Below are 24,179 nucleotides of genomic sequence, written 5' to 3'. Positions count from 1 at the left end.
CTCTGCTAACTTAAAAAGTAACGAATTAGAAAAGATAAATAATATGGGATATTTTGTAGGACTGCCGCTGGGTGGTGCCGCAGAGAAGGACTGTCAGGTGCGTTTTGGCAAGAATATGACTTTTCAGGTAGAGACACGTGCTCCCCACTTGCCTGCCGAATGGGCTTTGCAAAGCGGCATACAGCTTACATGGCCCCATGCGGGTACAGACTGGACCTATATGTTGGACGAAGTGCAGGAATGTTTTGTAGCCATTGCCCACGAAATAGCCGCCCGGGAGACATTGCTGATTGTAACCCCAGAACCGGATGAGGTGAAGAAACAGATTCTCGGCAGGGTGAATATGGAAAATGTCCGTTTCCTGAAGTGTGAGACGAATGATACTTGGGCACGCGACCATGGAGCCATCACCCTACTGGATGCTGACGGTGTATCTCTGCTCGACTTTAAGTTCAACGGGTGGGGATTGAAGTTTGCATCCGATAAGGATAATTTGATTACGCGTCGTGCGGTGGAGTCGGAAGTGATGAAAGGAAAGTATGTAAATCGCTTGGGGTTTGTCCTTGAAGGCGGTTCCATCGAAAGTGACGGCATGGGTACGTTGCTCACCACCTCCGAATGCCTGCTTTCGCCTAACCGGAACGGACAGATGAACCGGGTGGAAATTGAGGAATATCTTCGTTCCGTTTTTCACCTGCAACGTGTTCTTTGGCTGGACCACGGTTATTTGGCAGGTGACGATACGGACAGTCATATAGACACGCTGGCCCGTTTCTGCCCTGCCGACACGATAGCCTATGTACAATGCAAGGATGCGGATGATGAGCATTACGAAGAACTGCATCGCATGGAGGAGCAACTGAAGACTTTCCGTACGTTGAAGGGGGAACCTTACCGTTTGCTGGCTTTGCCCATGGCCGATAAGATAGAAGAGGAAGGGGAACGGCTTCCTGCCACTTACGCTAATTTCTTGATTCTGAATGATGCAGTGCTTTACCCCACCTATCGCCAGCCGGAGAATGATGCCCGCGCGGGGGAAGTGTTGCGGGAGGCTTTTCCCGGTTATGAAATTATCGGGATAGATTGCCGTGCTTTGATTAAGCAACACGGCTCTTTGCATTGTGTTACCATGCAATATCCCGTAGGGGTGTTGAAGTAATGTCGATTATACATAGTAAAACAATAAACCATAGAATAAGATGACAAGAAAAATAAAAGTAGGTATTATCCAGCAGGCCAATACCAAGGACCTCAGGACTAATTTAATGAATTTGGCCAAAAGTATAGAGGCATGTGCGGCGCATGGGGCTCAATTAGTTGTTTTGCAGGAGCTGCATAACTCTCTGTATTTCTGTCAGACGGAAAACACGCAGTTGTTCGACTTGGCAGAACCGATTCCCGGTCCTTCTACGGGATTCTATTCAGAGTTGGCTGCTGCCAACGATATTGTGCTGGTCACTTCTCTGTTCGAGAAACGCGCTCCCGGATTGTATCATAACACAGCGGTTGTTTTTGAACGTGACGGCAGCATTGCCGGGAAATACCGGAAGATGCATATTCCTGATGACCCCGCCTATTATGAGAAATTCTATTTTACTCCCGGTGATATAGGCTTCGAACCTATTCAGACATCTTTGGGCAAATTGGGAGTTTTGGTATGCTGGGACCAGTGGTATCCGGAAGCAGCGCGTCTGATGGCACTGAAGGGAGCTGAAATACTGATATATCCTACGGCTATCGGTTGGGAAAGCAGTGATACGGATGATGAAAAGGCGCGTCAGCTCAATGCTTGGATTATCTCCCAGCGTGGACATGCTGTGGCCAACGGCTTGCCGGTGGTTTCAGTGAATCGCGTGGGACATGAGCCGGATCCTTCCATGCAGACCAATGGTATCTTGTTTTGGGGAAATAGTTTTGTGGCCGGACCGCAAGGCGAGTTCCTGGCCCAAGCAGGAAACGAACGGCCGGAAAATATCGTTGTAGAGGTGGACTTGGAACGTTCGGAAAATGTACGCCGTTGGTGGCCTTTCCTGCGCGACCGCAGAATTGATGCCTATGCCGGATTGACAAAACGATTTCTTGACTGATAACGACGGGGATCTCTGGGGGAGAACTAACGGAATGTCACCCGTTTGTTCATTAGGAAATTGACACTTCCGTAGATGAATAATCCCAGGAACTGGGCAAGGTATTCGTTGCAGTCCAGTCCCTCCACCAGCCCTATGAGGAAAAGGAATTGCGCTCCGTAAGCCATTCCGAAAGCTATAGAAAAGAGCAGCACTTGTCGCCAAGTGTTGCTCTTTTTTTCTGTAGGGAATATCCAGTACTTGCACCAGATGAAGTTGTGTATCTGTGCAAGTATATATGCGGTTACATTGGAGAGCATATAGTTGATGTCCAGTTCGTCCATCATTACCCAAACGGTAACAGCCATAATCAAGGCATTCAGCGTGCCGATTACCGCAAAACGAAAAATGCGTGCAGACTCTTTCACTCTCCTACTCCGTACCTGCTTTTACTCTTTCACTTCAACAATCAGATTCAGTTCATCCAGCTGCTTCTGGTCAATAGCCGAAGGTGCATCCAGCATTACATCGCGTCCACTGTTGTTCTTGGGGAATGCAATGCAGTCGCGGATACTGTCGAGACCTGCGAAGATGCTGACCCAACGGTCCAGACCGTATGCCAGACCACCGTGAGGAGGTGCACCGTATTTGAAGGCATTCATCAGGAAGCCGAACTGCTCCTGAGCCTTCTCGGGAGTGAATCCGAGAATCTCGAACATTTTGGCCTGCAACTGTGCATCGTGGATACGGATGGAACCTCCACCCACTTCAATACCGTTGCACACCATGTCGTATGCATCTGCACGGACAGCTGCCGGGTCTGTATCCAGCAAAGGAATATCTTCGTCTTTCGGATGGGTGAACGGGTGGTGCATAGCCATCAGGCGGCCTTCTTCATCGCTCCACTCAAACATCGGGAAGTCAACCACCCAAAGACAGACGAACTTGTTCTTGTCGCGCAATCCCAGTTGGTTACCCATTTCAAGGCGCAACTCGTTCAGTTGCTTGCGGGTCTTCATGGCGTCGTCACCGCTCAGAATCAGAATCAGGTCACCCGGCTTGGCGTTGAAGGCAGCCTTCATCTCCTGCAATACTTCCTGCGCATAGAACTTGTCGACACTTGATTTTACGTTGCCGTCTGCCTCTACGCGCGCGTATACCATACCTTTGGCACCGATTTGCGGTCTTTTCACGAATTCGGTCAGTGCATCCAGCTGTTTGCGGGTATAGTGTGCGGCGCCTTCTGCGCAGATACCGCCGATGTAGGCGGCATTGTCGAATACCGGGAATCCGTGTCCCTTCATGATGTCCATCAGTTCCACGAACTTCATGCCGAAACGGAGGTCGGGCTTGTCGCTGCCGTAATATTTCATGGCGTCTGCCCATGGCATGCGCATGAACGGCTCGTTCATCTCTACGCCACGGATTTCCTTGAACAGATATTTGGCCATGCCTTCGAAGAGGTTGATGACGTCATCCTGCTCCACAAAAGACATTTCGCAGTCAATCTGTGTGAATTCCGGCTGGCGGTCGGCACGCAGGTCTTCGTCACGGAAGCATTTGGCTATCTGGAAGTAACGGTCGAAACCGGAAACCATCAACAACTGTTTCAGTGTCTGCGGGCTTTGAGGTAAGGCATAGAATTGTCCCGGGTTCATGCGTGAAGGAACGACGAAATCGCGTGCACCTTCGGGTGTGGAGCCTACCAGAATCGGAGTTTCCACTTCGATGAATCCCTGGCTGTCCAGGTATTTGCGTACTTCAATTGTCATTTTATGGCGAAGTTCCAGATTGCTGCGTACATTGACACGGCGCAGGTCTAGATAACGGTACTTCATGCGGATATCGTCGCCACCGTCCGTATTTTCCTCGATGGTGAAGGGAGGGGTCAGCGATGAGTTCAGAACATCCAGTTCCGATACGATGATTTCAATGTCTCCCGTCGGGATATGCTGGTTTTTACTGAAACGTTCGTTTACGGTACCTTTAACCTGGATTACGAATTCACGGCCCAAGCGGTTGGCACGCTCGCAAAGTTCGGCATTCACCTCTTCGTTGAACACTAATTGGGTAATTCCGTAACGGTCGCGGAGGTCAATGAAAGTCATGCCTCCCATCTTACGGCTGCGCTGTACCCAACCTGCCAGCGTCACTTGCTTGTTAACATCGGAGATACGGAGTTCTCCGCAGGTGTGTGATCTATACATCTTTTTATTTACTGTTTGACGATTTACTTATTTACTATTTTGAACATGCAAAAATACATAAAACATATTATATGGCGCATCAAAAGGGGAAAGTTATTTTCAGAAACTCCTTATAAGTGCCTTTTTACAACATCACATTTTCGTCAGTTTCTTGAATTGCCTTTTGCCTTTATCCAGTATCATCTTGTTTTTATGGGCGATGTCTTCCACAAAAGCATCATTAATCTGTTTCAGTCCGTTGATATAGTCTTGTGCCCGCTGCAAGACATTCGAAGTGTCTTTTTCCGCATCCCGGGGAACAATGACCTGCAGTCCTTTCTTCATAATCTTTACATCTACATTCTCTCCCATCATCATCGGGTCGCCGTCAAAGTGGACTACCCCCGGTTTAGAACGGTGAATACGGAGTGTCTGGCAACGGAACGTCTTAATCCGGCTGTTCTGGTCAATGGTCTTGTTGAAGAGCTGGAAAGAGAGCGACGGTACATCGAGCACAGTGAACGGCTCGAGTATGGTGACGTCCAGCAGTCCGTCGTTCAAGGTGGCTTGTGGGGCAATATACGCATTGTTTCCATATTGCGATGCGTTTCCGCAGGCTATCAGGAACGCCTTGTATCGCAGGGTGCTGCCGTCCATTTCCAGTTCATAGGTTTCCGGACGGTACTTCAGGCTTTCGAGCAGAGTCTTTTCCAGATAAGTGAGTGGTCCTCTCCTTCCCGCCTTGGAGAATTGCAGGCTTACAAATGCGTCGAATCCCACGCCGCAGGTGCAGAAGAAAGGCACATCGTTGATTTTTCCGTAGTCAATGATGTCTATCAGTCCGTCATTGATGATGTCGATGGCCTTTTTCGGCTCCATCGGAATCTGCAGATGGCGGGCAAGTCCGTTGCCGGAACCGCAGGGAATGATGCCCAAAGCGGTTTTTGTATGTACCAGTGAGCGGGCTATCTCATTGATGGTGCCGTCTCCTCCTATGGCGATGACGGCATGTGCATCTTCTTGTGCCTTCTGTGCCGCTATCTCTACGGCATGGCCTGCCCGTTCGGTATAAATCACTTCTTGTGCATACCTTTCCTTATCCAGTTTTTCATCGAGCCACTTCAGTATCTGCTCCTTACTCTGAGTGCCGGATATGGGGTTTATGATGAATGCTATTTTCTTCTTGTTTTCGTTCATGCAAGGGTTGTTGCTATGCAGGTTTTCCAACTGGCAAAAGTAATATAAATATCTGAAAAATTAACCACATAATTCTTTTTAAAATAAGTATAAGTAGTTTTTTTAATGTAAATAGAACATATACCGACATATTTTGCTATCTTTGCCCCCTGTTTTTTAAGACTTGTATTTAATAGAATTAAATATTCATTATATAAAAGATATTTCATGGGTTTACTACAAGACAAATTTGCGAAATACGACCTGCCGCAGCAGTTTATGGCAAAAGGCGTATATCCTTATTTCCGCACAATTAACAGCCATCAGGATACAGAGGTAATGATGGATGGTAAAAAGGTTCTGATGTTCGGCTCTAATGCATATATGGGACTGACATATGACAAGCGTATCATTGATGCCTCGATAGCTGCCACAGAAAAATATGGCACCGGTTGTGCAGGTTCCCGCTTTCTGAACGGAACACTCGATATACATGTTGAACTGGAGAAGGAATTGGCTGAATTCGTAGGAAAAGATGAAGCACTCTGTTTTTCTACCGGATTTACTGTAAACGAAGGTATTATTCCTGCCGTTGTAGGCCGTGGGGATTATATTATTTGTGATGACCGTGACCACGCTTCCATTGTAGATGGCCGCCGTCTTGCATTTGCCACTCAGTTGAAGTACAAGCATAACGATATGGAGGCTTTGGAAAAAGAACTCCAGAAATGCGAACCGGATGCTGTAAAGCTGATTGTTGTGGATGGAGTATTTTCCATGGAAGGTGACTTGGCCAATCTGCCCGAAATTGTCCGCCTGAAGAAGAAATACAATGCCAGCATTTACGTGGACGAAGCTCACGGCTTGGGTGTATTCGGAAAACAAGGCCGTGGTGTGTGCGACCATTTCGGTGTTACCGAAGATGTAGACCTGATTATGGGTACATTCAGCAAGTCGTTGGCTTCCATCGGTGGTTTTGTGGCCGGAGACAAGGCGGTAATCAATTGGCTGCGCCACAATGCCCGTTCCTATATATTCCAGGCAAGTAGTACGCCTGCTGCTACGGCTGCAGCCCGCGAGGCGCTTCACATCATCAAGTCCGAACCTGAACGCATCCAACGTCTGTGGGACATCACTAACTATGCCTTGAAGAAGTTCCGCGATGCAGGCTTCGAAATCGGTGAGACAGAATCTCCTATCATTCCTCTCTATGTGCGTGATACAGAGAAGACATTTATAGTAACGAAGCTGGCTTTTGACGAAGGTATCTTCATCAACCCGGTTATTCCGCCCGCGTGTGCCCCACAAGATACGCTGGTGCGCGTAGCGTTGATGGCTACCCACACCGTAGAACAAGTGGATTACGCTGTAGAGAAGTTGACCAAATGCTTCAAGGCACTGGATATTATCAAGTAAACTGATTCAAACAGATATTAGGAAAGCCGTTTAATAATGATTAGGCGGCTTTTTGTTTAATACGAAACGGAATAGGGCTAAGATTAAATCGTAAAGTATATGAAAAAGAACTTCTTCATCATTGCTGCTGTAGTATGCGGAATGAGTTGTACCACCACTGCCTATGCGCAGTTCAAAATTGGTGGAAAGAAAATCAATGTGACCAAAGTTGTCCAAGCCGGTACAGATGCCGTCAAGGCCATTTCATTGTCCGATGCTGACATTGCAGCGATGAGCAAGGAATATATGGAATGGATGGATACACACAATCCGCTGACAAAGCCCGATACGGATTACGGCAAGCGTCTGGAGAAGCTGACTGGAAATATCAAGGAAGTGGACGGCTTGAAGGTGAACTTCGGTGTTTACGAGGTAATAGATGTGAATGCCTTTGCGTGTGGTGATGGCAGTGTACGCATCTGCGCCGGACTGATGGACATCATGACGGATGATGAAGTGATGGCAGTTGTCGGTCATGAGATAGGTCACGTCATCCATACGGATTCCAAAGATGCGATGAAGAATGCTTACCTCCGTTCGGCTGTGAAGAATGCTGCCGGTGCGGCAAGTTCTACAGTATCCAAATTGAGTGATTCTGAACTGGGTGCCATGGCCGAGGCATTGGCAGGTGCTCAATACTCCCAGAAGCAGGAGACAGAAGCGGATGATTATGGCTTTGAATTCTGCATCAAGAATAATCTCGATCCGTATGCCATGTACAATGCTTTGAACAAATTGCTTGAACTTTCAGCGGAAGCACCGAAGGAATCTAAGTTCCAGAAGATGTTCTCTTCTCATCCGGATACAGCCAAGCGCGTGGCACGTGCCAAGGAGAAAGCGGATGAATATATGAAAGATAAGAAATAACTATCCGTTGCTTACTATGATGAAGTGGGATCAGAGGTTTCTCTGAATCCCACTTTTTTTGTGCCGAGACTATGATATAGGCTTCTGGGGAAGCTGATAGGGATAATTCGTTAGTTCACAGTGCTGAACACTTTGTTTTAGCTACAGAAAACAAAGTGTTTTTATATGATGAAACGAAATGTTCTTTTAAGGGAAACAAAGTGTTCCCTTTAATGAAACAGACTGTTCGGTTAAGGGAAACACTTTGTTCTGTTTGGCAAAACACCTTTTATTTGCTTATTTGCTTTTAAATCAGAATAATTTTAGTATGTTTGCCACATTATTTATGAAAAACATGACTTTTGTATGAAAAAGCAAGACTTCCTCTTTATTTTTGTTCTGGTGATAATATTCCTGCCATTCTTTGTGAGTGAACCCGTTTACGATTGGTATAAGTCTTTCAACGCTGCACATGGAATGGTAATGAGTTTCATTAAATTCGGAATTCTTGCTACACTGGGTGAGATGCTGGGGCTTCGTATCAGTGCCGGAGTCTATAACCGAAAAGGATTTGGTGTACTGCCGCGTGCCGTAGTGTGGGGACTGTTGGGAATGGGAATCAACGCGGCCATGATTATCTTCTCCAAAGGTGTACCGCAATTTATGGAATATATGGGAATGGCAAATGCCGCTGCTATCATAAACGGGGAGTTTTGCTTTGATAAATTATGGATAGCTTTTGCTATTTCAGTTGCCATGAACACTATATTTGCTCCGGTATTCATGACATTCCATAAGATTACGGATACACATATTCTGGATTGGGGCGGCTCTCTTCGCAGCCTCCTCACCCCTATCCCGATGACCCGCATCATTACGCATCTGAATTGGGATGCACAATGGAATTTTGTCTTCAAGAAAACAATTCCCTTTTTCTGGTATCCGGCACACACCATTACATTCCTCCTGCCAGGAGAAATGCGGGTGCTGTTTGCTGCGATATTGGGTGTGGTGCTTGGGGTATTACTGGCTATTGCGGCGCGGATGAAATGAGGTGACAGCTACCCGATATCCATTCAGGCATATCGTAAAGCAGGTGATGCCTATAGTAAAAAGCAAGGGTAGCAGAAAGTGAAAGGCGTTTGGAGTGGCATGGTATGCAAATTGCTGTAGCCAATATGTCATAAAGAGATAAATGACAGGGACGGCTACGACGAATGCGATGCCTACATAGCTAAGGAACGGATAATTGATAAGCCATAGAATCTGACGGGCGGATGCACCGTGAATTTTACGGATGCTTATTTCACGTTTACGCTGTGAGACGGCATAATGTGTGATGCCAAATAATCCGAAAAGAGTAAGGAATATACTGACACAGGCGTACATGAATAAGATATGCGAGAAGTGTGTTATGTCCTGATTGTAGGACATAAATTTCTGATACATATCATCATATTTCAAAGGAATGCCTGGATTTTTCTTTTCGTATGATTCTCTTAGGCAATTAATGACTTTATCTTTATATCCGGCTTTTACCTTTATAACTAGAGTTGAGAAATTATCTTGTGGAGTATCATAAAGGAGTATTCGTAAGGGAGCCACTTGGTCTGTCATGGAGTACTTTTTGAAATCCTTTACTATACCGATAATTGTACCTTTTGTAAGTTCTTCTCTTTCGTGTACATACTTGGAAATGGGCTGTCCGATAGGATTTTCTCCTTCGGGCACCAATAAATCCACGAATGTTTCATTGATTAGTGCAGGTTGTGGAGTACGGGACATTAGATGGAATATTTGCAGGGAGTCTTGCAGTTCAATATGATGCATTGTTAGGAATTCCGGACAATCCTCGTATAATTCCAACATGAGCAGATTGTCACCGGAATCATCCTTGCCCGGGATTCCTAAACTCATCGGATATATTCCGGTATTGGAGGTTATTACCGCTTCTACCCCTTCTATATTCTTCACCTCATCTATCCGGGTCTTTAGCGTCGGTTGTGCATTGGCATCTGTATATACATTAATAATATTCTCATAGTGCTTTTCTTCCTGCTTAATCAGATACATCTGTGAACGGATAATCATGAATGTACTCATCAAGCCAATGGAGATGATGAATTGTATGGTTACCAATAAGGCCACAATGAAACGTTTTTTGCGTCCGGTAAAGAAATGACGGTAATTAGTTTCGGATATGGAATGCAACCTATGACTCATATAACTTGCCGGTATGACAGACAATATTATGATAAACAACAAGATAAGAGGGAACACTTGCCATGAGAACAAATATTCCATTGTCAGTTTGGCAGAAACCATATGATTAAATGCAGGCAATAAGTCATTCATCAACAATAAAGATAAAAGGAAAGCGACAAGAACCATCAGAAAAGTATCCAAGAACAGTTGTTGGCGCATTTGTGATCTTGTGGCTCCCATTATGGATTCAATGTGAAGCATGTGCACTTGACGCAACAAACGGGAGAAACTCAGATTTATAAAGTTGAAACAACCGATGAATAGAATCAGTAATGCGGACAACAGCCCTACACCCAATAAGGTGCTCTGCTGATGTTTGATAACTTGATTACTGTCTTTTACCGTAGCGTCGAAATAAGATTCTTGCAATGTTTGGGTACGAAGATGTCCGTTTCCCAACAAAGTGGGCAGTTCTGTTTCTCCGAAACGTTGGCGGAATTTCTTTATATCCGTACCTTCTTTCAGCAATAGCATACAATCAGAGCTTTCGGTAGCTTCCAATGGTAGGAGTATGTCTGTCTGCATCATGCTTTGCTCCGGTTGGCTGAATACGGCAACGATGCGTCTGATACCTATTTCGCTCAATAGTATATCTACATTTTTTCCTATACAATCTGTTGTACCGAAACATTTCTTGGCAAACAGTTCACTTACAGCTATGTCTCCTGGTTTCAGTAATGCGTCTTGAACATCCCCTACTATATTATGGAAAGGGAAAAAAGCCGTTAATGTTGAATCTGCTGCTACCAAGCTCCAGCTTTGAAATTCTTGTCCTTCAATCTTTACCCTTACATTCTTGAATGTTTGCGTACGTAAGTAAGACTCTATTTCCGGAAACTGAGATACTATTTGAGGAACAGTTCCACCGTATATGAATGTACCTTCCACTGCCTGTTGGGCAAAAGGTAGAGTCTGGACTAAACGCAGAATACGATTTTTGTTGGGATTATTGTTCTCAACGTTATATTCGTGTATTACAAATGCCATCAACAAAGTGGTGCAGGCAATACCGACGACCAGACTGACAAGGGAAATGGCAACAAACAGTTTATTGCGTTTCCAGCTTCTCATGACTAATTTTAAGGAAAGGTAAGAATTCATATCATGTATATAAAAGGTTCGGGAAATCTATAGGTTGACGATGTACGACTGAAATTTGTATTGCCAAACGCCCGCTTGCTGACAGGCACTTAGTAAATTCAAAAGTGGCATCAATCGTACATTGTCAACTCATAAATGAAACAGGGGTTATCACAAATTGGCTTCTGTCACCACTTGTCCGTCAAACAGATTGATGATGCGTCCGGCAAAACCGGCATCATGCTGTGAGTGTGTCACCATAACAATTGTGGTACCTTCTTTATTCAGCTCACTCAGCAGTTCCATCACTTCTTTTCCATTCTTTGAATCGAGGTTACCGGTAGGCTCATCGGCAAGTATCAGCTTAGGATTTGATACAACTGCACGTGCGATAGCGACACGCTGTTGTTGTCCGCCGGACAACTGTTGCGGAAAATGCTTACTGCGGTGCATGATTGCCATACGTTCCATGGCGGTTTCTACCCGGCGCTTGCGTTCGGCGGCAGGAATGCCCATGTAGAGTAGCGGCAGTTCGATGTTCTCGTATACATTCAGCTCATCAATCAGGTTGAAGCTTTGGAATACAAAGCCGATGACTCCTTTGCGCAAGTTGGTACGTTGGGCTTCTGTATATTTGGATACTTCCGTCCCATTCAAATAATATTCTCCGGATGTAGGATTGTCCAACAGACCGAGGATATTTAGTAAGGTGGATTTTCCGCAGCCCGAAGGTCCCATGATAGCGACAAACTCCCCTTCTTTCACTTCCATGTTTACGTCGTTCAAAGCCAGAGTCTGTACTTCCTCGGTCTTGAAAATCTTTTGTAGATTTACTGTCTTAATCATAATGCTTGGTTTTTATGGTTTATAAATATTTCATTTCTTATTCGTTTTTAATGACTTCTGCCGGATTTGTCCTTGCTATTTTCAGAATGCGGAAAATAATAGTCAGAGTAGTAATGACAGCTACGATTATGAAGATTGAAATCCAAAATAGCGGGCCGTCATTAAAGAATACGATATACATGTTTTTCCATAACTGCAGTATGGCATAACATAAAGGAAATGCTAGCGCTGCTGAGAGTACAAGCTGATAAATATACGTACGGGCAAACAATATGATAATCTGTTTCAATCCCGCACCATTTACTTTACGGATTGCCACTTCCTTTTGTCTGCGTTCCGTATCCAGTGTGATTGCCGAATAAACACCTAATAAAGTGATTATAAGGCTGACAAATGAGAAGAATAAGATTATCCCTTTCATGTTGTTCTCGATGGCTTGTGCTTGGTGAATGTCTTCCAGTAAGGTCGAAATGTGTAATTGTATACTCGGTGGAAGATTCTCTTCCAGCATTTTCTTAACGTAAGTCTTTACTTCTTCTGCTTTTCCGGGTACACACTTCAAATAGCAATGACCTACATAATATTTGAAATCACAAGGCAGAAAGACGAAGCCCTGGCTCTGATTGTAAGTGTCGGCTACAAAATCGGAGCAAATGCCGCATACCGTGTAGCTGTCTTGATAATTGTACAAGGTGGTTCCCAGTAAATCCTTCTTCATACGTTTTGCCAATTTACGGTCTGCTACCATGTCACTATTTGTCTTCAGGGCATGCCCGGAGAGAATAGGGATATTCATAAATTCGAAAAAGTTATTAGGAACATTCATTATATTGACTTCAAGGCTACTTTCCCGGTTATCTTTTTCTGTCTGCATGCTTGTTCCCGAAATACCTTTCAGATAATTAATTTCTGTCAGTATTTTATCTTTTATATCCGGATGTTGACTGATGCGCTCTATGAGAGCAAGCTTTTCGTCATTTTTTAGAAAACGGTAATCCATAGGAATACTGATGATTTCGGACTTTTCTTTTTCTGTCAGTGTGTTGAACAGTGTGGAACCGGTCTTGTCAGCCTGCAAATATAAAGCGACTGTAAAGACTATGAATAACCAACAGATGAAAAACTGGATACCCAAAAGACAATTTCGTATCTTCTGTTTGTGGCGTTTGGATTTGTTTTTGTAAATACTTGACTGGATGGAGGCATGCTTCATCCTCCATACGGTAAACAAGCAGAGTAATAAGCATAGTAAAATAATGCCTGCCATATATTCTGTTGTCTGTATCAATAATAGGTCCCGTTCAATGACTAATGTGAAATCAAATAAAGAGAATGAAAGGTAGGGGTTAAATATTTCTATCAGACAGAAAGTCAATAAGAAGGTTATGAACGAAATGATAATGGCTTGGGTAAAAAGTAACCAAAATAGTTGGTTGCCATTACTTCCATTCACTTTACGAATGCCGAACTCGTGCGAACGGTTCAGATAACTCCCCGTCAAAAAATGAAAAAAGTTGAGTAGACCAGTCAGTAGAATCAAAAGGCCGACAATGAATGTGATTCCGGCAAAGTAAGGGGCAACGGATTTCTCCCGAAAAAGTTTTCCGAAATTCGAGGCTGATACGGTATTTTTCTCATTGAATATTGTGTGCTTCAAGTCCATTGCACGGAAACTTGCTTCAAGTTGCGCGGATGTTTTGCCCGGACGAAGAAGAGCAAAAGTAAGTCCACCGGTCATACTGTCTCGTCCGTCGAATTGTATAAGTCCTTCGCTGTCGTTCAAGATTAACATATCAATCTTTTGGAGAAAGCTAAGGCTGGTATTCAATGGAATATCTTCTATTATCGCTTGTATGGTATAGATGGTACCTCCTGTTCGTGGTGTGGTATCAGGTGAAGAGAAAAGCCGTTGTGCTAAGGTCATTCGCTTTCCTATCGGATTCTCTCCGAGACCAAATATTTTGTGTGCCAGAGAGCGGGTCAGTATCACGGCATTGGGAGTTTGCGATGCTACAGTCCATGAACCTTGTAATATTTCCGGGGTGAACACGCTATGGTAGGTTGTATCTACTTCCATAGCATATAAATCTTCGTAAGGCAGTTCTTCCTTGTCGATAGTTTCCACATTGTAGCTACGTGGGTGGGGATAGGCAACAAAAGTAAATGCTTCTACTTCTTGGAATTGCAATTGGCGCAGACTCTCAAACAACGTAGCGGGAGTTCCGAAATAAGGTTCTTCTGCTGGAGTGTATAGGTTTATGTCTGCAATGCGTTCCCAGTGGGTAAAGCACTTGTTGGTAGAATTTATATAGCGGCTGCAATATAGGCAGATACTAAAACAAAGTATGCCTACCGACAGTCCGATGATAGAGATGATATTCTGTGCCTTGTACTTTAATAGGTTTCTGAATGCTGTTTTAATATAATGTCTTATCATAATAGTATTTATTATTGTATTATTCGCTTTTGATTACTTCCGCCGGATTCTGCCGTGCTGCCTGAACGACTTGCTGCAATATCGTGAAGAGCACCATGATTATAACAATTCCCAACCAAACAATGAATAAATCCATGCCAATAGATATGTGGTAGGCATATTGTTCCAGCCAATGATGCATCACCGCGTATGTGCAAGGAAAGGCCACAATCGCTGCGATGTAGGCCATCCATAAATATTCGCGGAAGAACATGCCGATTATTTTATTGACATTAGCTCCCATAATCTTGCGTACTGCTATCTCCTTCCTTCTTTGCCGGATGGTGGAAGAAGATATGGAGAAGATGCCGAACAAAGAAATGACGGCTAAGATTATTTGTCTCATAGTGCGTCGTTTTATTTCATTATCAATTCTTCCGCCTCGCCAAAGGTATCATATCCCGTTGTAATTACCCAATCTCCGGGCTGCAAACCTTCCGTAATCTCGTATTGTTGCGGATTTTGGCGACCGATGCCAAGCGGCACGCGCACGGCTTTTGTCTTTGCGGCGTTCAGTTTGTAAATCCATTGTCCTCCGGTACTCTGGTAGAAGTTGCCGCGCGGAATGACGAGCGCCTCCTCCGGCTGGCCGAGTTCTATCTGTACCCGGAAGCTTTTGCCTACACGTACGTTGTCGGGCATGTCACCGGTGAAGACGAGGTCTACGTCGAACGTGCGGTCTTTGACTTCGGGAACCACTTTCGTGATGCGCAACGGGTATTTTCTTCCCTGATAATTGATGGTGGCAGGCAATCCGGTGATAATGCGGTCGATGTAGTATTCGCTCAGGGAAGTATGCACTTTATATTGGTCCAGCACCTTGATTTCCGCAATGCTTTCACCGGAAGCGACCTGCTGTCCCGGAGTCACCTTGACAAAACTGAGCTGGCCGGCGACGGGAGCTTTCACCACCAGGTTGCCGAGCCGTTCGCAGGCGCGTTCATACTTCTTCCGTTCCCGTTCACGGTCGTTCCTGATGAGGTCTTTGCGGATGACGGTGACGGCAGAGTCATGACGAAGGCTTTCCCTTTGAAGATGGGCATTTTTCACTTTATAGTTGTATTCGTCCTCGGAAACTTCGAGCTGCGCCTTGCTCTTGATGCCCATGCGGTACTCCTCCTTGTCAAGGGCAAAACTCTTGCGCAGGCGGTTGAGGTCATAATCGGTCTGCAGGGCTTGTTGTTGCAGGTTCAGGCTTTTCTGCTCCATTTCAATCTCTTTTTCGCGGTAGGTGATAAGCTGCTTTTCCCAGTCGTCGCGCTGGTCTTCGATACTGCGCAGCAGGTCGGGGTTTTCCATGACGAGGATGGTGTCTCCTTGCCGGAGCAGGCTCCCCTCCTCTCCTATGATGCGTTCCACGCTTCCGGCTTCACGTGCATTGACCTTGATGGTAAGGATGGGCTGAATCACTCCCTCCACATCTACATATTCCATAAATTTGCCGTTCTTGACTTCGGCTATCTGTATGTTGTCTTGCTCGATGCGCAGTTTGCTGGGACCCAGCGAAAGGGTGACTACATAAATCAGGAAGGTAAGGAAGGCAACGCCTCCCGCCAGATAGTAGCGGTAACGGATGTACCAGGGTTTCTTTTCAAGTTTTATATCCATAATGCAATATTTTATATACTCTTTTTTTACTTTTCAGATACTCCCTTCAGAAGTACTTCTGAATAAGGGTTCCGAGTTTTACTAAAACTTCACCGGAGATTTAGTAAATCGTCACCGGAGTTTTAGTAAATCTCCGGCCAGCTTTTACTAAAACTATTCCACGATTCTATTATTGTATAGATTCTTCATTAGTAACCCTTTCCAAGTCTTCTGCCAGTGGCCTCTCTTTTTCAAAGTCATATAGCGTGATGCTTCTCAGTGTATAGTACAGACTCCAATAGTTGTACAAAGCCGTTATATAGCTTCTCCGGGCCGTATCTTTTTCCGTGATGGATGCATTGAGGTCGAGTACCGAGGACTTTCCGAGCAGATAGAGTTTTCGGGCTACTTCGGCGCGTCGTTGGGCTGTATGGTCCGTGCGGGCGGCTATGTTTACCCGTTGTGCCTGCAGGTTGAATTGCTTCACGAGTTTCCGTACGTTCAAGTCGAAATCCGTCTTGTCTTGCTCTACCTGCGTGTAGACAAGGTCTCGGTTGGAACGGGCCACGCGTACTTGTCCCCTTCCGCGCCCCCAGTCCAGGATTGGGAGGGTAATGCCCAGGCTGACGTACTGCTGGTCCAGTGGATTCCGGTAGGCATCTTTCAGCTTGTCGGCAGTTTGCGTCAAGCCGAAGCGCAGGTAGATGTCTGCTTTCAGTCCGGCATTGGCCTTGGCGCGAGACACGGCACTCTCGCTTTCCACCTTGCGGCGCAGCATGTTCTGTATCTCCGGACTGTTTTCGTTGGCAAGCATCAGTGCGGCATCCAGGTCGATGTGCAGGTCGGGCACGCGGTTGTCTATTCTCACCTTTATAAGGAGGTCTTCTTGGATGCCGAGGTAGGAACGGAGTTCCTGCATGCAGTTTTCCACTTCGATGCGGGCATTCATGCAGTTGGTTTCTTCGGTCAGTTTGTTGAGTTCGAGTTGCAACATTTCGTTTTCGCTGATGGTGCCGATGTTATATCGTCCTTGCGCATATATATATAAGGTGTCTGCATTGGCGTAGTTGGCGTTGGCTATTTCGTAGTTGCTTTGTGCTTTGGCCAGGTTGAAGAACTTCTCTGTGGCATTGGCGGCAACAAGTTCAAGGGTTTCTACGTAGGTTTTCTTGGCTTCGCGATAACGGATAGGTTCGATGCGCCGATCCCACTTCAGGCTGTTGTAGCCAAACAAGGACTGGCTGTATCCGATGTTGACGGGTGAAGTCTGCCAGGAATAGGTGTCACTGCTGAAAAGGTCGAGACGCTGCGCAGCCGTTTCAATGAAAAAGGTTCCTCCGGTCCACGGCACGTTTTGTGTCAGACTCAGTGTCAGGTCAGTGCTCAGCAGGTTCTGCTCTATGAACTTGACGTTGCCATCGCTTTGGGTCACTTTGTTGATGGCACGGTCCAGATAGGGATTGGAAGTAAGCTTGAGCGTCGGCAGGTAGTTGGCACAGTAGTATTTGTAGTTCCAATAAGCGGAACGGAAGCTATGGCGGGCATTTTGGGCGTCGGGCGACTGCTGGCGGGCCTGCTCGATGGTTTCTTCCAAAGTCAGCTCCAGCGTGTGCTCTTGGGCAACGGCACTCGACATCAGACTGAATGTAATAAGCAATAAAAATATATTCCGGTGCATAGTTGTTTTCTTTACTCTATAAAGTTCAAATTCTATGCCATAAGTATAAGTTATTGTATTATAAGTGTTTGTTGTGGTTCGAAGCTTTCCAAACGTGTGCAGTTGCGCACAAAAATAGTGCGATAATGCACGCACAACACATGGATATTATACTTATCTTTGCCCATACAAGAGATGTGGGATTGTGTAGGCCTTGCCTGCACGAAAAGAAAACAGATATGGAGCAGTTTGGTAAAATATTGATTGTAGATGATAACGAGGATGTCCTTTTTGCACTGAACCTTCTTCTCGAACCCTACGCCGAGAAGATAAAAGTGGCAGTGACTCCCGACCGCATCGAGCATTTTATGACCACTTTCCGTCCGGACATTATTCTGCTGGATATGAATTTCAGCCGTGATGCCATCAGTGGTCAGGAAGGTTTCGACAGCTTGAAGCAGATTCTGAGTATCGACCCGCAAGCAGTGGTCATCTTCATGACTGCCTACGCGGATACGGACAAGGCGGTGCGTGCCATCAAAGCGGGGGCTACGGATTTCATTCCCAAGCCGTGGGAGAAGGAGAAGTTGCTGGCCACCCTTTCTTCGGGCATGAAGCTGCGTCGTTCGCGGACCGAGATAAATCTGCTGAAAGAGCAGGTGGAAGTTCTGAGCAATGTCACAGCAGGAGGCTCCGAAGAGATTATTATCGGTGATTCTCCTGTCATGCAGCAAGTCTTCTCTACTGTGGAGAAGTTGCGCGATACGGATGCCAACATACTTATATTGGGTGAGAATGGAACCGGAAAGGATGTGATTGCCCGCCTGCTTTACCGCAATTCTCCCCGCTATGGAAAGCCGTTTGTTACGATAGACCTCGGCAGTATTCCCGAACAGTTGTTCGAAAGCGAGTTGTTCGGCTACGAGAAAGGCGCATTCACCGATGCACGGAAGGCGAAAGCCGGACGTATGGAAGTGGCAACCGGCGGTACGCTTTTTCTGGATGAAATAGGTAACCTTTCCCTGCCCATGCAGGCCAAACTGCTGACTGCCATCGAAAAGCGTTGTATCAGTCGTTTGGGAAGTACGCAGGCTACGCCCATTGATGTGCGGCTCATCTGCGCCACCAATGCAGACATCCGTCGACTGGTGGACGAAGGAGACTTCCGCCAAGACCTGCTGTATCGCATCAACACCATCGAACTCCATATCCCCCCTCTGCGGGAACGCGGAAACGACATCCTCTTGCTGGCAGAGTATTTCCTGCAACGGTATGCCCGCAAATATCAGAAAGAGATGCGCGGGCTGACCCGCGAGGCGAAAAACAAGTTGCTGAAATATGCCTGGCCGGGTAATGTACGTGAGTTGCAGCATACCATGGAACGTGCCGTGATACTGGGAGGCGGCTCTTTGCTTCGTCCGGAAAACTTCATGTTCCAAGCTTCTGTTTCCCGTCAGAAGAAGGAAGAAGAAGTCCTCAACTTGGAGCAATTGGAACGGCAGGCTGTGGAACGTGCCATGCGGCTCAGTGAAGGAAATGTGACCCGTGCCGCCGAATACTTGGGCATTACCCGCTTCGCCTTGTACCGGAAACTTGAAAAACTGGGCTTATGAAACGATATTCATTGATTGTGGCACTGCACATCATCGGCATAGCCTTCCTTTCGGTCGGCGTTTATCTGCTGGTGGATGCCGGACTGTGGTTCAGTACGCTGATGGCTTTTTTGATATTGCTGGCGATTGCCGTTCATCTGTACCGCCTGCAGATGATGCAAGTGCGTATGATGCGCCATCTGGCAGAGAGCCTGCGCTATGACGACATGATGCTGTCGTTCCGTTCTCCCTACAAGAACCGGTCTATGGAGGATATGGTGGATGAGCTTTCAGAAGCGATGAGGAATTTCCGTACCCGCGTGCTGGAACGCAATGAGATGGAAGCGTGGCAAAAGCTGATACGTGTGCTGACGCACGAAATAATGAATTCGATTACTCCTATCATCTCCCTCTCCGAGACCTTGAGCGAACGGGAAGTGTCGGAAAAGAACTACCCCGTCATGCGGCAGGGAATGCAGACTATCCACCGTCGTAGCAAGGGTTTGCTGGAGTTTGTGGAGAATTACCGGAAGCTGACAAGACTTCCCGCCCCCGTTCGTCGTCCGGTTGCTGTCCACGAATTGCTGCAGGATTTGCAGAAGCTGTTTTCGGAAGAGTATATCCGGATAGAGCTTCCGGAGACCGACCGCATACTCCAAATAGACCGGACACAGATAGAACAAGTACTGATTAATCTGATTAAAAACGCCAAAGAAGCATGTAGCAGGAAGGAACATCCCCTGATAGAAGTGAAGATGCTACCCGCCCTCTCGTGGCAATGCCTTATTACTGTCAGCGACAATGGCGAAGGTATCTTACCGGAAGTGCAGGATAAGATTTTTGTACCGTTCTTCACCACCAAGCCTTCCGGCTCAGGCATCGGGCTCAGTTTATGTAAACAAGTGATGAATCGGCATGGCGGCAATATTACGGTGCAGTCTGCTGTGGGAAAAGGGAGTTGCTTTACGTTGCTATTTGGATAAATGGAAAAGAGGGTATATACAAAAATAAGCTACTGAAAAAATCAGTAGCTTATTTAATTTCTGTCGGGGTAGCGGGAATTTCACTACTGACAATAAGATGCTGACAATCCGTTGCGTATAAAACTGTATAACTGTATATTCTTCTATTATTGTCTATTAGTGTATATCATCATTATTTTCTTTTTCTATTTTTCGCAATTCATGTTCAAGCTCTTCTGGCTGAAGTATTTTCTGGGGATTGCATTCCTTTATCCAACCTTCTATGAACCCTTTATGTGCTCCATGTATAGCTTCAAAAGGAAATCTCATAGTTTTATTAGTATCATATTTAAATAGTACATAACAATTAGAGGTTGGTTCATCCACCTTCTGAATAGATAAAGTTGGGAATGCCTTACGCCATTTCTTTATGAAACTATCAATTTTGTAAACAGAAAATATTTCTATTGTTCTCATTACTTATTTAGTATTTCTAAGTTGTTATCACCAAAAACCAATTTAAGCACTTGGTCTTTCCGATCTTTTTTTAATTTTATCTGAAGAATAGCTTCTACATCTTCGGATGTCTTTCCGTCAGAGGTGTACTTCTGTGGATAAGTGAAAACATCTACTATATCCATATTCAAGGCACTTGCAAATTTTGAAAGTTGCCATAAACTCAACTGCACCTCACCGCTTAATATTTTACTGAATTGAGAAGCAGACGTACCTGCATATTCAGCAGCAGCACCTTGTGTTAAACCTCTATCTGATATGATTTTACGTATCTTATCTATGACTGGGTGTATTGGAAATTCACTTTTCTTTTTCATATCTCAAATATATCTATTGATTATCAATATGTTATAACTTGTTTTGAAACAAAATTTCAAAATATTCAATTATAAATTTCATATATTGAAAATTCATTTCTATATTTGCATTATAAATTTCAGAATAAGAATTGTAATATTTAAGATTATGAACGAAAAAACATCAAAAATGGTACCTAAGAACCATTACGACCAAATGGAAAAAGCCACAAGACTGAAGCTCCGTAACGAGTTCCTAAAAAGAAGCGGTATGTCATTGATTACATTCTATGACAAATTAAGAAAAGACTCCTTCAAACCTTTGGAAAGAGAACTATATGAGAACATTTTCATAATTCAACAAAATTAAAAATCCAAGCAAATGATTTCTGCACATGAGAAGATGATGGAAACGATACCCAAAGAGTTCAAACGTATAATGTCTGGAGTAGAGGCGGCGGTACGCAGCGGAAAAACAAGATACCTCATAAGTAGCAGACATTTAAAACCTGAATATGAAAGAGCTTTGTTAGGTGTTGGGTATGAAATTAGAAAAGGACGTGTAGCAACTCAAATTATATGGTAGCATTTATCTCCAATATTGAATTCTACAACACCCCTGAAGGTGATGTGATGATGAAAGAGTTCGGGCAGCCGGCTGTTGTTCTCAAGGAGGCTGACCGCCCGACTATCGAACACATGCTTGCTGTCATCAGGGACAGATATCCGAAAGCACATGCCCGGCTGATGCAGCTCTATTCAGCCAGCACGATGAATCGTTGGCATTATGAATTCCGGGTAGTTCATCGTTTCATCCGATGCAATTTCGGAGAGTATGACCAGTACAATCTTGACATTAACAAGGATGGACAGTTTGTATTCGAGGAGGTCAAATGCCCGTTACGGGGTGAATGTGAACATGAAGGGGTGATATGCAGACCGGAGCTTGATACAGCACTGACCGATCGCGAGATGGATGTATTCCGGCTCATTGCCTCCAACTGCCAAACTGATGAAATTGCGGCAGAGCTACATATCTCGCCTTGTACGGTTAACCGCCATCGGGAGAATATCAAGGCAAAAATCAAGGTTCGCAATGTGGGTGAGATGATTTCCTACTGGCATCGGAATCAAATGAAATAAGCCCACCGTGAGGTGTGCCATCTGTGTTTAATGTGTATTCTATGGCTGTGGCGGTCTGCGAAGATAGTCCGGCCCCTCATACTGCATTCAAATGGTAGCGGTATACTTAAGATTTGCCGCGACTGGGGTTCGATTCCCCTATATGAGACGATGATTTACTAACTTAATAAACAGAAGATATGAATAATAACAAAGGTTTTTCCTCCATTTCCACTCCTGACGGACAGTTCAGGATATGGATTCCACGTCCGACGGCTTCGGGCAGAGTAATATGTAACTGTGGCTTTGCACTCAAGAGCCATCTTCCTTTCGTCGATGCCGTTGATGCGCTGGACTACCTGCAGGTAGACGAAGTTCGGCAGATAGACCAGGACCTTAGTATCCTTGTTATTTCATTTCTCGATGCACCGCATGAGTGCATGCTGAAGATGATAGAAGATATCCCCGAACTTATGGAGCAATACTTGGTAAATACATAAGATCTGAATGCTATGAGATACTTTATAGACAACATCAAGACTTATGCCAGTGTCAACAAAAAAGGCAGGGCATTACAGATATACGTGCAACAGTTTGACCGACATCTGATTGCTGACGAATGTTCTTTGGATGCACTGAAGTGTGACATCGAGCACCAGATTAAGGTTATGAATGAGAAATACCCACGCAGCCGTCCGGTTCGGCTCGAGGTATATGAGAATGCCAAGGGTGGACAGTGGACTATTCTTGTGGAGCATGACAGCGACAGCATTGTCTGCATCATATCCTATGAAAAGGTGATGGGCTATTATACCTTGGCAGATAAGATAGATCAATTTGCAAAAATAGGACAGTGATGAGTAATGTGATTGTTTTTTTGTGGATATCACTAATTGTGATAGTGGCAGTCTTGATACTATGTGTCTGGGCAATGCGGAAAGCATCCGGATCTTACCGAATTCTCTTTCTCTTTGATATTATCGTCTTGATGATAAATATTGGGATAATAGGATTTGCAATTGGTTGTTTATCTAATATGCGGTAATATGAGAGATTTGAAAATGACAGATTTCCCGACATATCTTTGGGAGACCCTTGACGTGTATCAGGACAACAGTTACTGTTACAATATCCGCCCTGGCCAACATGTCGTTGGAGATTTATTCGACAGTTCCAGAACGAAGCTGGTATCATACAACAGAAAATCACATGTGCAGATAATCTGTGTATGCGACCCCTACAAGCCGCCTTTCTATGCGCGTGAATGTATGTATGGTGTATATTCGGCGTGGAAAGAAATCGGAGAGGACATCTTTAACCTGGAGCTGATGGGGTATTCTACCAAGCAACAATTCCCACCCCTATGTACATCACACCATTATTTTTGAATATTATGGAAAATGAATCATTTGAAAGGGCCAAAGCCATTAAGGAAGAGATTGAAAAGTGTAATTCTCTTCTTGAGTCAATTCTAAAAAGCAGCAGGGAATGTTGTGTGTATCGCGATGCCGATAGGGGTACTCGTGACATTATTGCCATCCCCCTTCCCAAGTATTGTACCCAGTACATTATTGATGGACTTTACGTAAGAAAGTGCCGGATGGAGCAGGAATTTAAAGAGTTATAACAATCTAATAACAAGAATCAGGTCAATGAAGAAAGGTCAGAAGGTACGCATCCTGCGTACCAATCAAGTAGCGACAATCGTCGAAGTGGAGTTAATTCGTAAAGGTGGCAAGGTACATCGGTACTGCCATCTGAAGACAGATGAAAAGTCATATTTGTGGTTGGATGCCTCAGAACTGGGGAGTGTGGTGGAGGAAGTGAAGGTCTCGGTAGTTGATGACCGGAACCGGGAGCTGCACTTGGCTATATGCCATGACTACTCCAAGGATAATATGAAGGTGCATCTTACCGGCAAGAATCCGGATAATCTGAAGGAAGCTTCCGGACTATATGCGAGACTGATGAACTTGTTCATTGGGAGCCTGAAGGAAACGCGGGAACTGTAGGAGCGGATAACGTCCTTGATGATATGGAAAGCCTATTGA

25 protein-coding genes are annotated in these 24,179 nt (G+C 45.1%); 13 read left to right on the top strand and 12 right to left on the bottom strand.

What is annotated here, in order from left to right; all coding sequences use genetic code 11:
• The first annotated feature begins 43 nt into the window (after positions 1 to 43).
• Positions 44 to 1,159 (top strand): agmatine deiminase family protein, encoded by a 1,116-nt coding sequence (locus EYA81_RS00330; protein WP_005837171.1) that lies wholly within the window; start codon positions 44 to 46, stop codon positions 1,157 to 1,159.
• Positions 1,160 to 1,199: 40 nt separating this feature from the next.
• A complete protein-coding gene (locus tag EYA81_RS00325; protein WP_005827821.1) occupies positions 1,200 to 2,087 on the top strand; it encodes a carbon-nitrogen hydrolase in 888 nt (295 codons plus the stop codon).
• A gap of 26 nt (positions 2,088 to 2,113) precedes the next feature.
• Here the strand turns inward: EYA81_RS00325 and EYA81_RS00320 are convergent, their stop codons facing one another.
• The 3 genes from EYA81_RS00320 to EYA81_RS00310 form a co-directional block, all read right to left on the bottom strand.
• Positions 2,114 to 2,494 carry a GtrA family protein gene (locus EYA81_RS00320; protein WP_005827823.1) on the bottom strand — a complete coding sequence of 127 codons (381 nt, stop codon included), beginning with the start codon at positions 2,492 to 2,494 and terminating at the stop codon, positions 2,114 to 2,116.
• A gap of 21 nt (positions 2,495 to 2,515) precedes the next feature.
• Positions 2,516 to 4,273: an aspartate--tRNA ligase gene (aspS, locus tag EYA81_RS00315; protein ID WP_118696400.1), complete on the bottom strand. Its 1,758-nt coding sequence runs from the start codon at positions 4,271 to 4,273 to the stop codon at positions 2,516 to 2,518.
• A gap of 132 nt (positions 4,274 to 4,405) precedes the next feature.
• On the bottom strand, positions 4,406 to 5,449 hold the full coding sequence (locus EYA81_RS00310) for a diacylglycerol kinase family protein (protein WP_005827827.1): 1,044 nt from the start codon (positions 5,447 to 5,449) through the stop codon (positions 4,406 to 4,408).
• 207 nt (positions 5,450 to 5,656) lie between these two features.
• On the opposite strand from EYA81_RS00310, the gene EYA81_RS00300 reads away from it, so the two are divergent.
• From EYA81_RS00300 to EYA81_RS00290, 3 genes are all read left to right on the top strand, one after another.
• Positions 5,657 to 6,844, top strand: a complete 1,188-nt coding sequence (locus EYA81_RS00300) for an aminotransferase class I/II-fold pyridoxal phosphate-dependent enzyme (protein ID WP_022402410.1) — start codon at positions 5,657 to 5,659, stop codon at positions 6,842 to 6,844.
• 99 nt (positions 6,845 to 6,943) lie between these two features.
• Positions 6,944 to 7,750, top strand: a complete 807-nt coding sequence (locus EYA81_RS00295) for a M48 family metallopeptidase (protein ID WP_022402411.1) — start codon at positions 6,944 to 6,946, stop codon at positions 7,748 to 7,750.
• 345 nt (positions 7,751 to 8,095) lie between these two features.
• Positions 8,096 to 8,782, top strand: coding sequence for a hypothetical protein (locus tag EYA81_RS00290; RefSeq protein WP_117599711.1), 687 nt, complete (start codon positions 8,096 to 8,098; stop codon positions 8,780 to 8,782).
• On the opposite strand, the gene EYA81_RS00285 is transcribed toward EYA81_RS00290, so the two are convergent.
• From EYA81_RS00285 to EYA81_RS00260, 6 genes are all read right to left on the bottom strand, one after another.
• On the bottom strand, positions 8,753 to 11,065 hold the full coding sequence (locus tag EYA81_RS00285; protein WP_227187046.1) for an ABC transporter permease: 2,313 nt from the start codon (positions 11,063 to 11,065) through the stop codon (positions 8,753 to 8,755). The genes EYA81_RS00290 and EYA81_RS00285 overlap by 30 nt on opposite strands.
• A gap of 180 nt (positions 11,066 to 11,245) precedes the next feature.
• A complete protein-coding gene (locus EYA81_RS00280; RefSeq protein WP_117974604.1) occupies positions 11,246 to 11,920 on the bottom strand; it encodes an ABC transporter ATP-binding protein in 675 nt (224 codons plus the stop codon).
• A gap of 37 nt (positions 11,921 to 11,957) precedes the next feature.
• Positions 11,958 to 14,357, bottom strand: a complete 2,400-nt coding sequence (locus EYA81_RS00275; protein ID WP_131225246.1) for an ABC transporter permease — start codon at positions 14,355 to 14,357, stop codon at positions 11,958 to 11,960.
• A gap of 19 nt (positions 14,358 to 14,376) precedes the next feature.
• Positions 14,377 to 14,742 carry an ABC transporter permease gene (locus EYA81_RS00270; RefSeq protein ID WP_117599707.1) on the bottom strand — a complete coding sequence of 122 codons (366 nt, stop codon included), beginning with the start codon at positions 14,740 to 14,742 and terminating at the stop codon, positions 14,377 to 14,379.
• 11 nt (positions 14,743 to 14,753) lie between these two features.
• Positions 14,754 to 16,004, bottom strand: coding sequence for an efflux RND transporter periplasmic adaptor subunit (locus EYA81_RS00265; protein ID WP_117964575.1), 1,251 nt, complete (start codon positions 16,002 to 16,004; stop codon positions 14,754 to 14,756).
• Between the two features lie 169 nt (positions 16,005 to 16,173).
• Complete coding sequence (locus tag EYA81_RS00260) at positions 16,174 to 17,661, bottom strand: TolC family protein (protein WP_009038402.1); 1,488 nt, start codon at positions 17,659 to 17,661, stop codon at positions 16,174 to 16,176.
• A gap of 218 nt (positions 17,662 to 17,879) precedes the next feature.
• Here EYA81_RS00260 and EYA81_RS00255 point away from each other — a divergent pair, with 218 nt between their 5' ends.
• Together EYA81_RS00255 and EYA81_RS00250 are read left to right on the top strand one after the other, a co-directional pair.
• Complete coding sequence (locus EYA81_RS00255) at positions 17,880 to 19,253, top strand: sigma-54 dependent transcriptional regulator (RefSeq protein WP_117964576.1); 1,374 nt, start codon at positions 17,880 to 17,882, stop codon at positions 19,251 to 19,253.
• Positions 19,250 to 20,215 (top strand): PAS domain-containing sensor histidine kinase, encoded by a 966-nt coding sequence (locus EYA81_RS00250; protein WP_117964577.1) that lies wholly within the window; start codon positions 19,250 to 19,252, stop codon positions 20,213 to 20,215. Before EYA81_RS00255 ends, EYA81_RS00250 begins: the two co-directional genes overlap by 4 nt.
• Positions 20,216 to 20,371: 156 nt before the next feature.
• Here the strand turns inward: EYA81_RS00250 and EYA81_RS00245 are convergent, their stop codons facing one another.
• The 3 genes from EYA81_RS00245 to EYA81_RS19780 form a co-directional block, all read right to left on the bottom strand.
• Positions 20,372 to 20,671: a hypothetical protein gene (locus tag EYA81_RS00245; protein WP_117599702.1), complete on the bottom strand. Its 300-nt coding sequence runs from the start codon at positions 20,669 to 20,671 to the stop codon at positions 20,372 to 20,374.
• Complete coding sequence (locus EYA81_RS00240; RefSeq protein ID WP_230391780.1) at positions 20,671 to 21,027, bottom strand: helix-turn-helix domain-containing protein; 357 nt, start codon at positions 21,025 to 21,027, stop codon at positions 20,671 to 20,673. The genes EYA81_RS00245 and EYA81_RS00240 overlap by 1 nt, the downstream gene beginning before the upstream one ends.
• Positions 21,028 to 21,372: 345 nt before the next feature.
• Positions 21,373 to 21,495: a hypothetical protein gene (locus EYA81_RS19780; RefSeq protein WP_255425192.1), complete on the bottom strand. Its 123-nt coding sequence runs from the start codon at positions 21,493 to 21,495 to the stop codon at positions 21,373 to 21,375.
• A gap of 90 nt (positions 21,496 to 21,585) precedes the next feature.
• Here EYA81_RS19780 and EYA81_RS00230 point away from each other — a divergent pair, with 90 nt between their 5' ends.
• The 6 genes from EYA81_RS00230 (at position 21,586) to EYA81_RS00205 (ending at position 24,140) form a co-directional block, all read left to right on the top strand.
• Positions 21,586 to 22,149, top strand: a complete 564-nt coding sequence (locus EYA81_RS00230; RefSeq protein WP_119961559.1) for a response regulator transcription factor — start codon at positions 21,586 to 21,588, stop codon at positions 22,147 to 22,149.
• Between the two features lie 179 nt (positions 22,150 to 22,328).
• The gene (locus tag EYA81_RS00225) at positions 22,329 to 22,628 is read left to right on the top strand and encodes a hypothetical protein (protein WP_119961560.1); all 300 of its coding nucleotides are present in this window, start codon (positions 22,329 to 22,331) and stop codon (positions 22,626 to 22,628) included.
• Between the two features lie 12 nt (positions 22,629 to 22,640).
• Positions 22,641 to 22,985 (top strand): hypothetical protein, encoded by a 345-nt coding sequence (locus EYA81_RS00220; protein WP_119961561.1) that lies wholly within the window; start codon positions 22,641 to 22,643, stop codon positions 22,983 to 22,985.
• A gap of 189 nt (positions 22,986 to 23,174) precedes the next feature.
• Positions 23,175 to 23,516, top strand: coding sequence for a hypothetical protein (locus tag EYA81_RS00215; RefSeq protein ID WP_131225245.1), 342 nt, complete (start codon positions 23,175 to 23,177; stop codon positions 23,514 to 23,516).
• Between the two features lie 5 nt (positions 23,517 to 23,521).
• Complete coding sequence (locus EYA81_RS00210) at positions 23,522 to 23,755, top strand: hypothetical protein (RefSeq protein WP_131225244.1); 234 nt, start codon at positions 23,522 to 23,524, stop codon at positions 23,753 to 23,755.
• Between the two features lie 25 nt (positions 23,756 to 23,780).
• Entirely contained in the window at positions 23,781 to 24,140 is a 360-nt protein-coding gene (locus tag EYA81_RS00205) for a hypothetical protein (RefSeq protein ID WP_131225243.1), read from the top strand.
• Positions 24,141 to 24,179 lie beyond the last annotated feature (39 nt).

Source organism: Bacteroides sp. A1C1, assembly GCF_004328515.1.
GTDB lineage: Bacteria > Bacteroidota > Bacteroidia > Bacteroidales > Bacteroidaceae > Bacteroides > Bacteroides uniformis.
This window is presented reverse-complemented; position numbering and strand designations above follow the sequence as displayed.

Bases quoted from the DNA above. Each gene is read 5' to 3' on its own strand.
- EYA81_RS00330 (WP_005837171.1), top strand. From the start codon at position 44: ATGGGATATTTTGTAGGACTGCCGCTGGGTGGTGCCGCAGAGAAGGAC.
- EYA81_RS00325 (WP_005827821.1), top strand. From the start codon at position 1,200: ATGACAAGAAAAATAAAAGTAGGTATTATCCAGCAGGCCAATACCAAG.
- aspS (WP_118696400.1), bottom strand. From the start codon at position 4,273: ATGTATAGATCACACACCTGCGGAGAACTCCGTATCTCCGATGTTAAC.
- EYA81_RS00310 (WP_005827827.1), bottom strand. From the start codon at position 5,449: ATGAACGAAAACAAGAAGAAAATAGCATTCATCATAAACCCCATATCC.
- EYA81_RS00300 (WP_022402410.1), top strand. From the start codon at position 5,657: ATGGGTTTACTACAAGACAAATTTGCGAAATACGACCTGCCGCAGCAG.
- EYA81_RS00295 (WP_022402411.1), top strand. From the start codon at position 6,944: ATGAAAAAGAACTTCTTCATCATTGCTGCTGTAGTATGCGGAATGAGT.
- EYA81_RS00290 (WP_117599711.1), top strand. From the start codon at position 8,096: ATGAAAAAGCAAGACTTCCTCTTTATTTTTGTTCTGGTGATAATATTC.
- EYA81_RS00285 (WP_227187046.1), bottom strand. From the start codon at position 11,065: ATGAGAAGCTGGAAACGCAATAAACTGTTTGTTGCCATTTCCCTTGTC.
- EYA81_RS00280 (WP_117974604.1), bottom strand. From the start codon at position 11,920: ATGATTAAGACAGTAAATCTACAAAAGATTTTCAAGACCGAGGAAGTA.
- EYA81_RS00275 (WP_131225246.1), bottom strand. From the start codon at position 14,357: ATGATAAGACATTATATTAAAACAGCATTCAGAAACCTATTAAAGTAC.
- EYA81_RS00270 (WP_117599707.1), bottom strand. From the start codon at position 14,742: ATGAGACAAATAATCTTAGCCGTCATTTCTTTGTTCGGCATCTTCTCC.
- EYA81_RS00265 (WP_117964575.1), bottom strand. From the start codon at position 16,004: ATGGATATAAAACTTGAAAAGAAACCCTGGTACATCCGTTACCGCTAC.
- EYA81_RS00260 (WP_009038402.1), bottom strand. From the start codon at position 17,661: ATGCACCGGAATATATTTTTATTGCTTATTACATTCAGTCTGATGTCG.
- EYA81_RS00255 (WP_117964576.1), top strand. From the start codon at position 17,880: ATGGAGCAGTTTGGTAAAATATTGATTGTAGATGATAACGAGGATGTC.
- EYA81_RS00250 (WP_117964577.1), top strand. From the start codon at position 19,250: ATGAAACGATATTCATTGATTGTGGCACTGCACATCATCGGCATAGCC.
- EYA81_RS00245 (WP_117599702.1), bottom strand. From the start codon at position 20,671: ATGAGAACAATAGAAATATTTTCTGTTTACAAAATTGATAGTTTCATA.
- EYA81_RS00240 (WP_230391780.1), bottom strand. From the start codon at position 21,027: ATGAAAAAGAAAAGTGAATTTCCAATACACCCAGTCATAGATAAGATA.
- EYA81_RS19780 (WP_255425192.1), bottom strand. From the start codon at position 21,495: ATGAGGTATCTTGTTTTTCCGCTGCGTACCGCCGCCTCTACTCCAGAC.
- EYA81_RS00230 (WP_119961559.1), top strand. From the start codon at position 21,586: ATGGTAGCATTTATCTCCAATATTGAATTCTACAACACCCCTGAAGGT.
- EYA81_RS00225 (WP_119961560.1), top strand. From the start codon at position 22,329: ATGAATAATAACAAAGGTTTTTCCTCCATTTCCACTCCTGACGGACAG.
- EYA81_RS00220 (WP_119961561.1), top strand. From the start codon at position 22,641: ATGAGATACTTTATAGACAACATCAAGACTTATGCCAGTGTCAACAAA.
- EYA81_RS00215 (WP_131225245.1), top strand. From the start codon at position 23,175: ATGAGAGATTTGAAAATGACAGATTTCCCGACATATCTTTGGGAGACC.
- EYA81_RS00210 (WP_131225244.1), top strand. From the start codon at position 23,522: ATGGAAAATGAATCATTTGAAAGGGCCAAAGCCATTAAGGAAGAGATT.
- EYA81_RS00205 (WP_131225243.1), top strand. From the start codon at position 23,781: ATGAAGAAAGGTCAGAAGGTACGCATCCTGCGTACCAATCAAGTAGCG.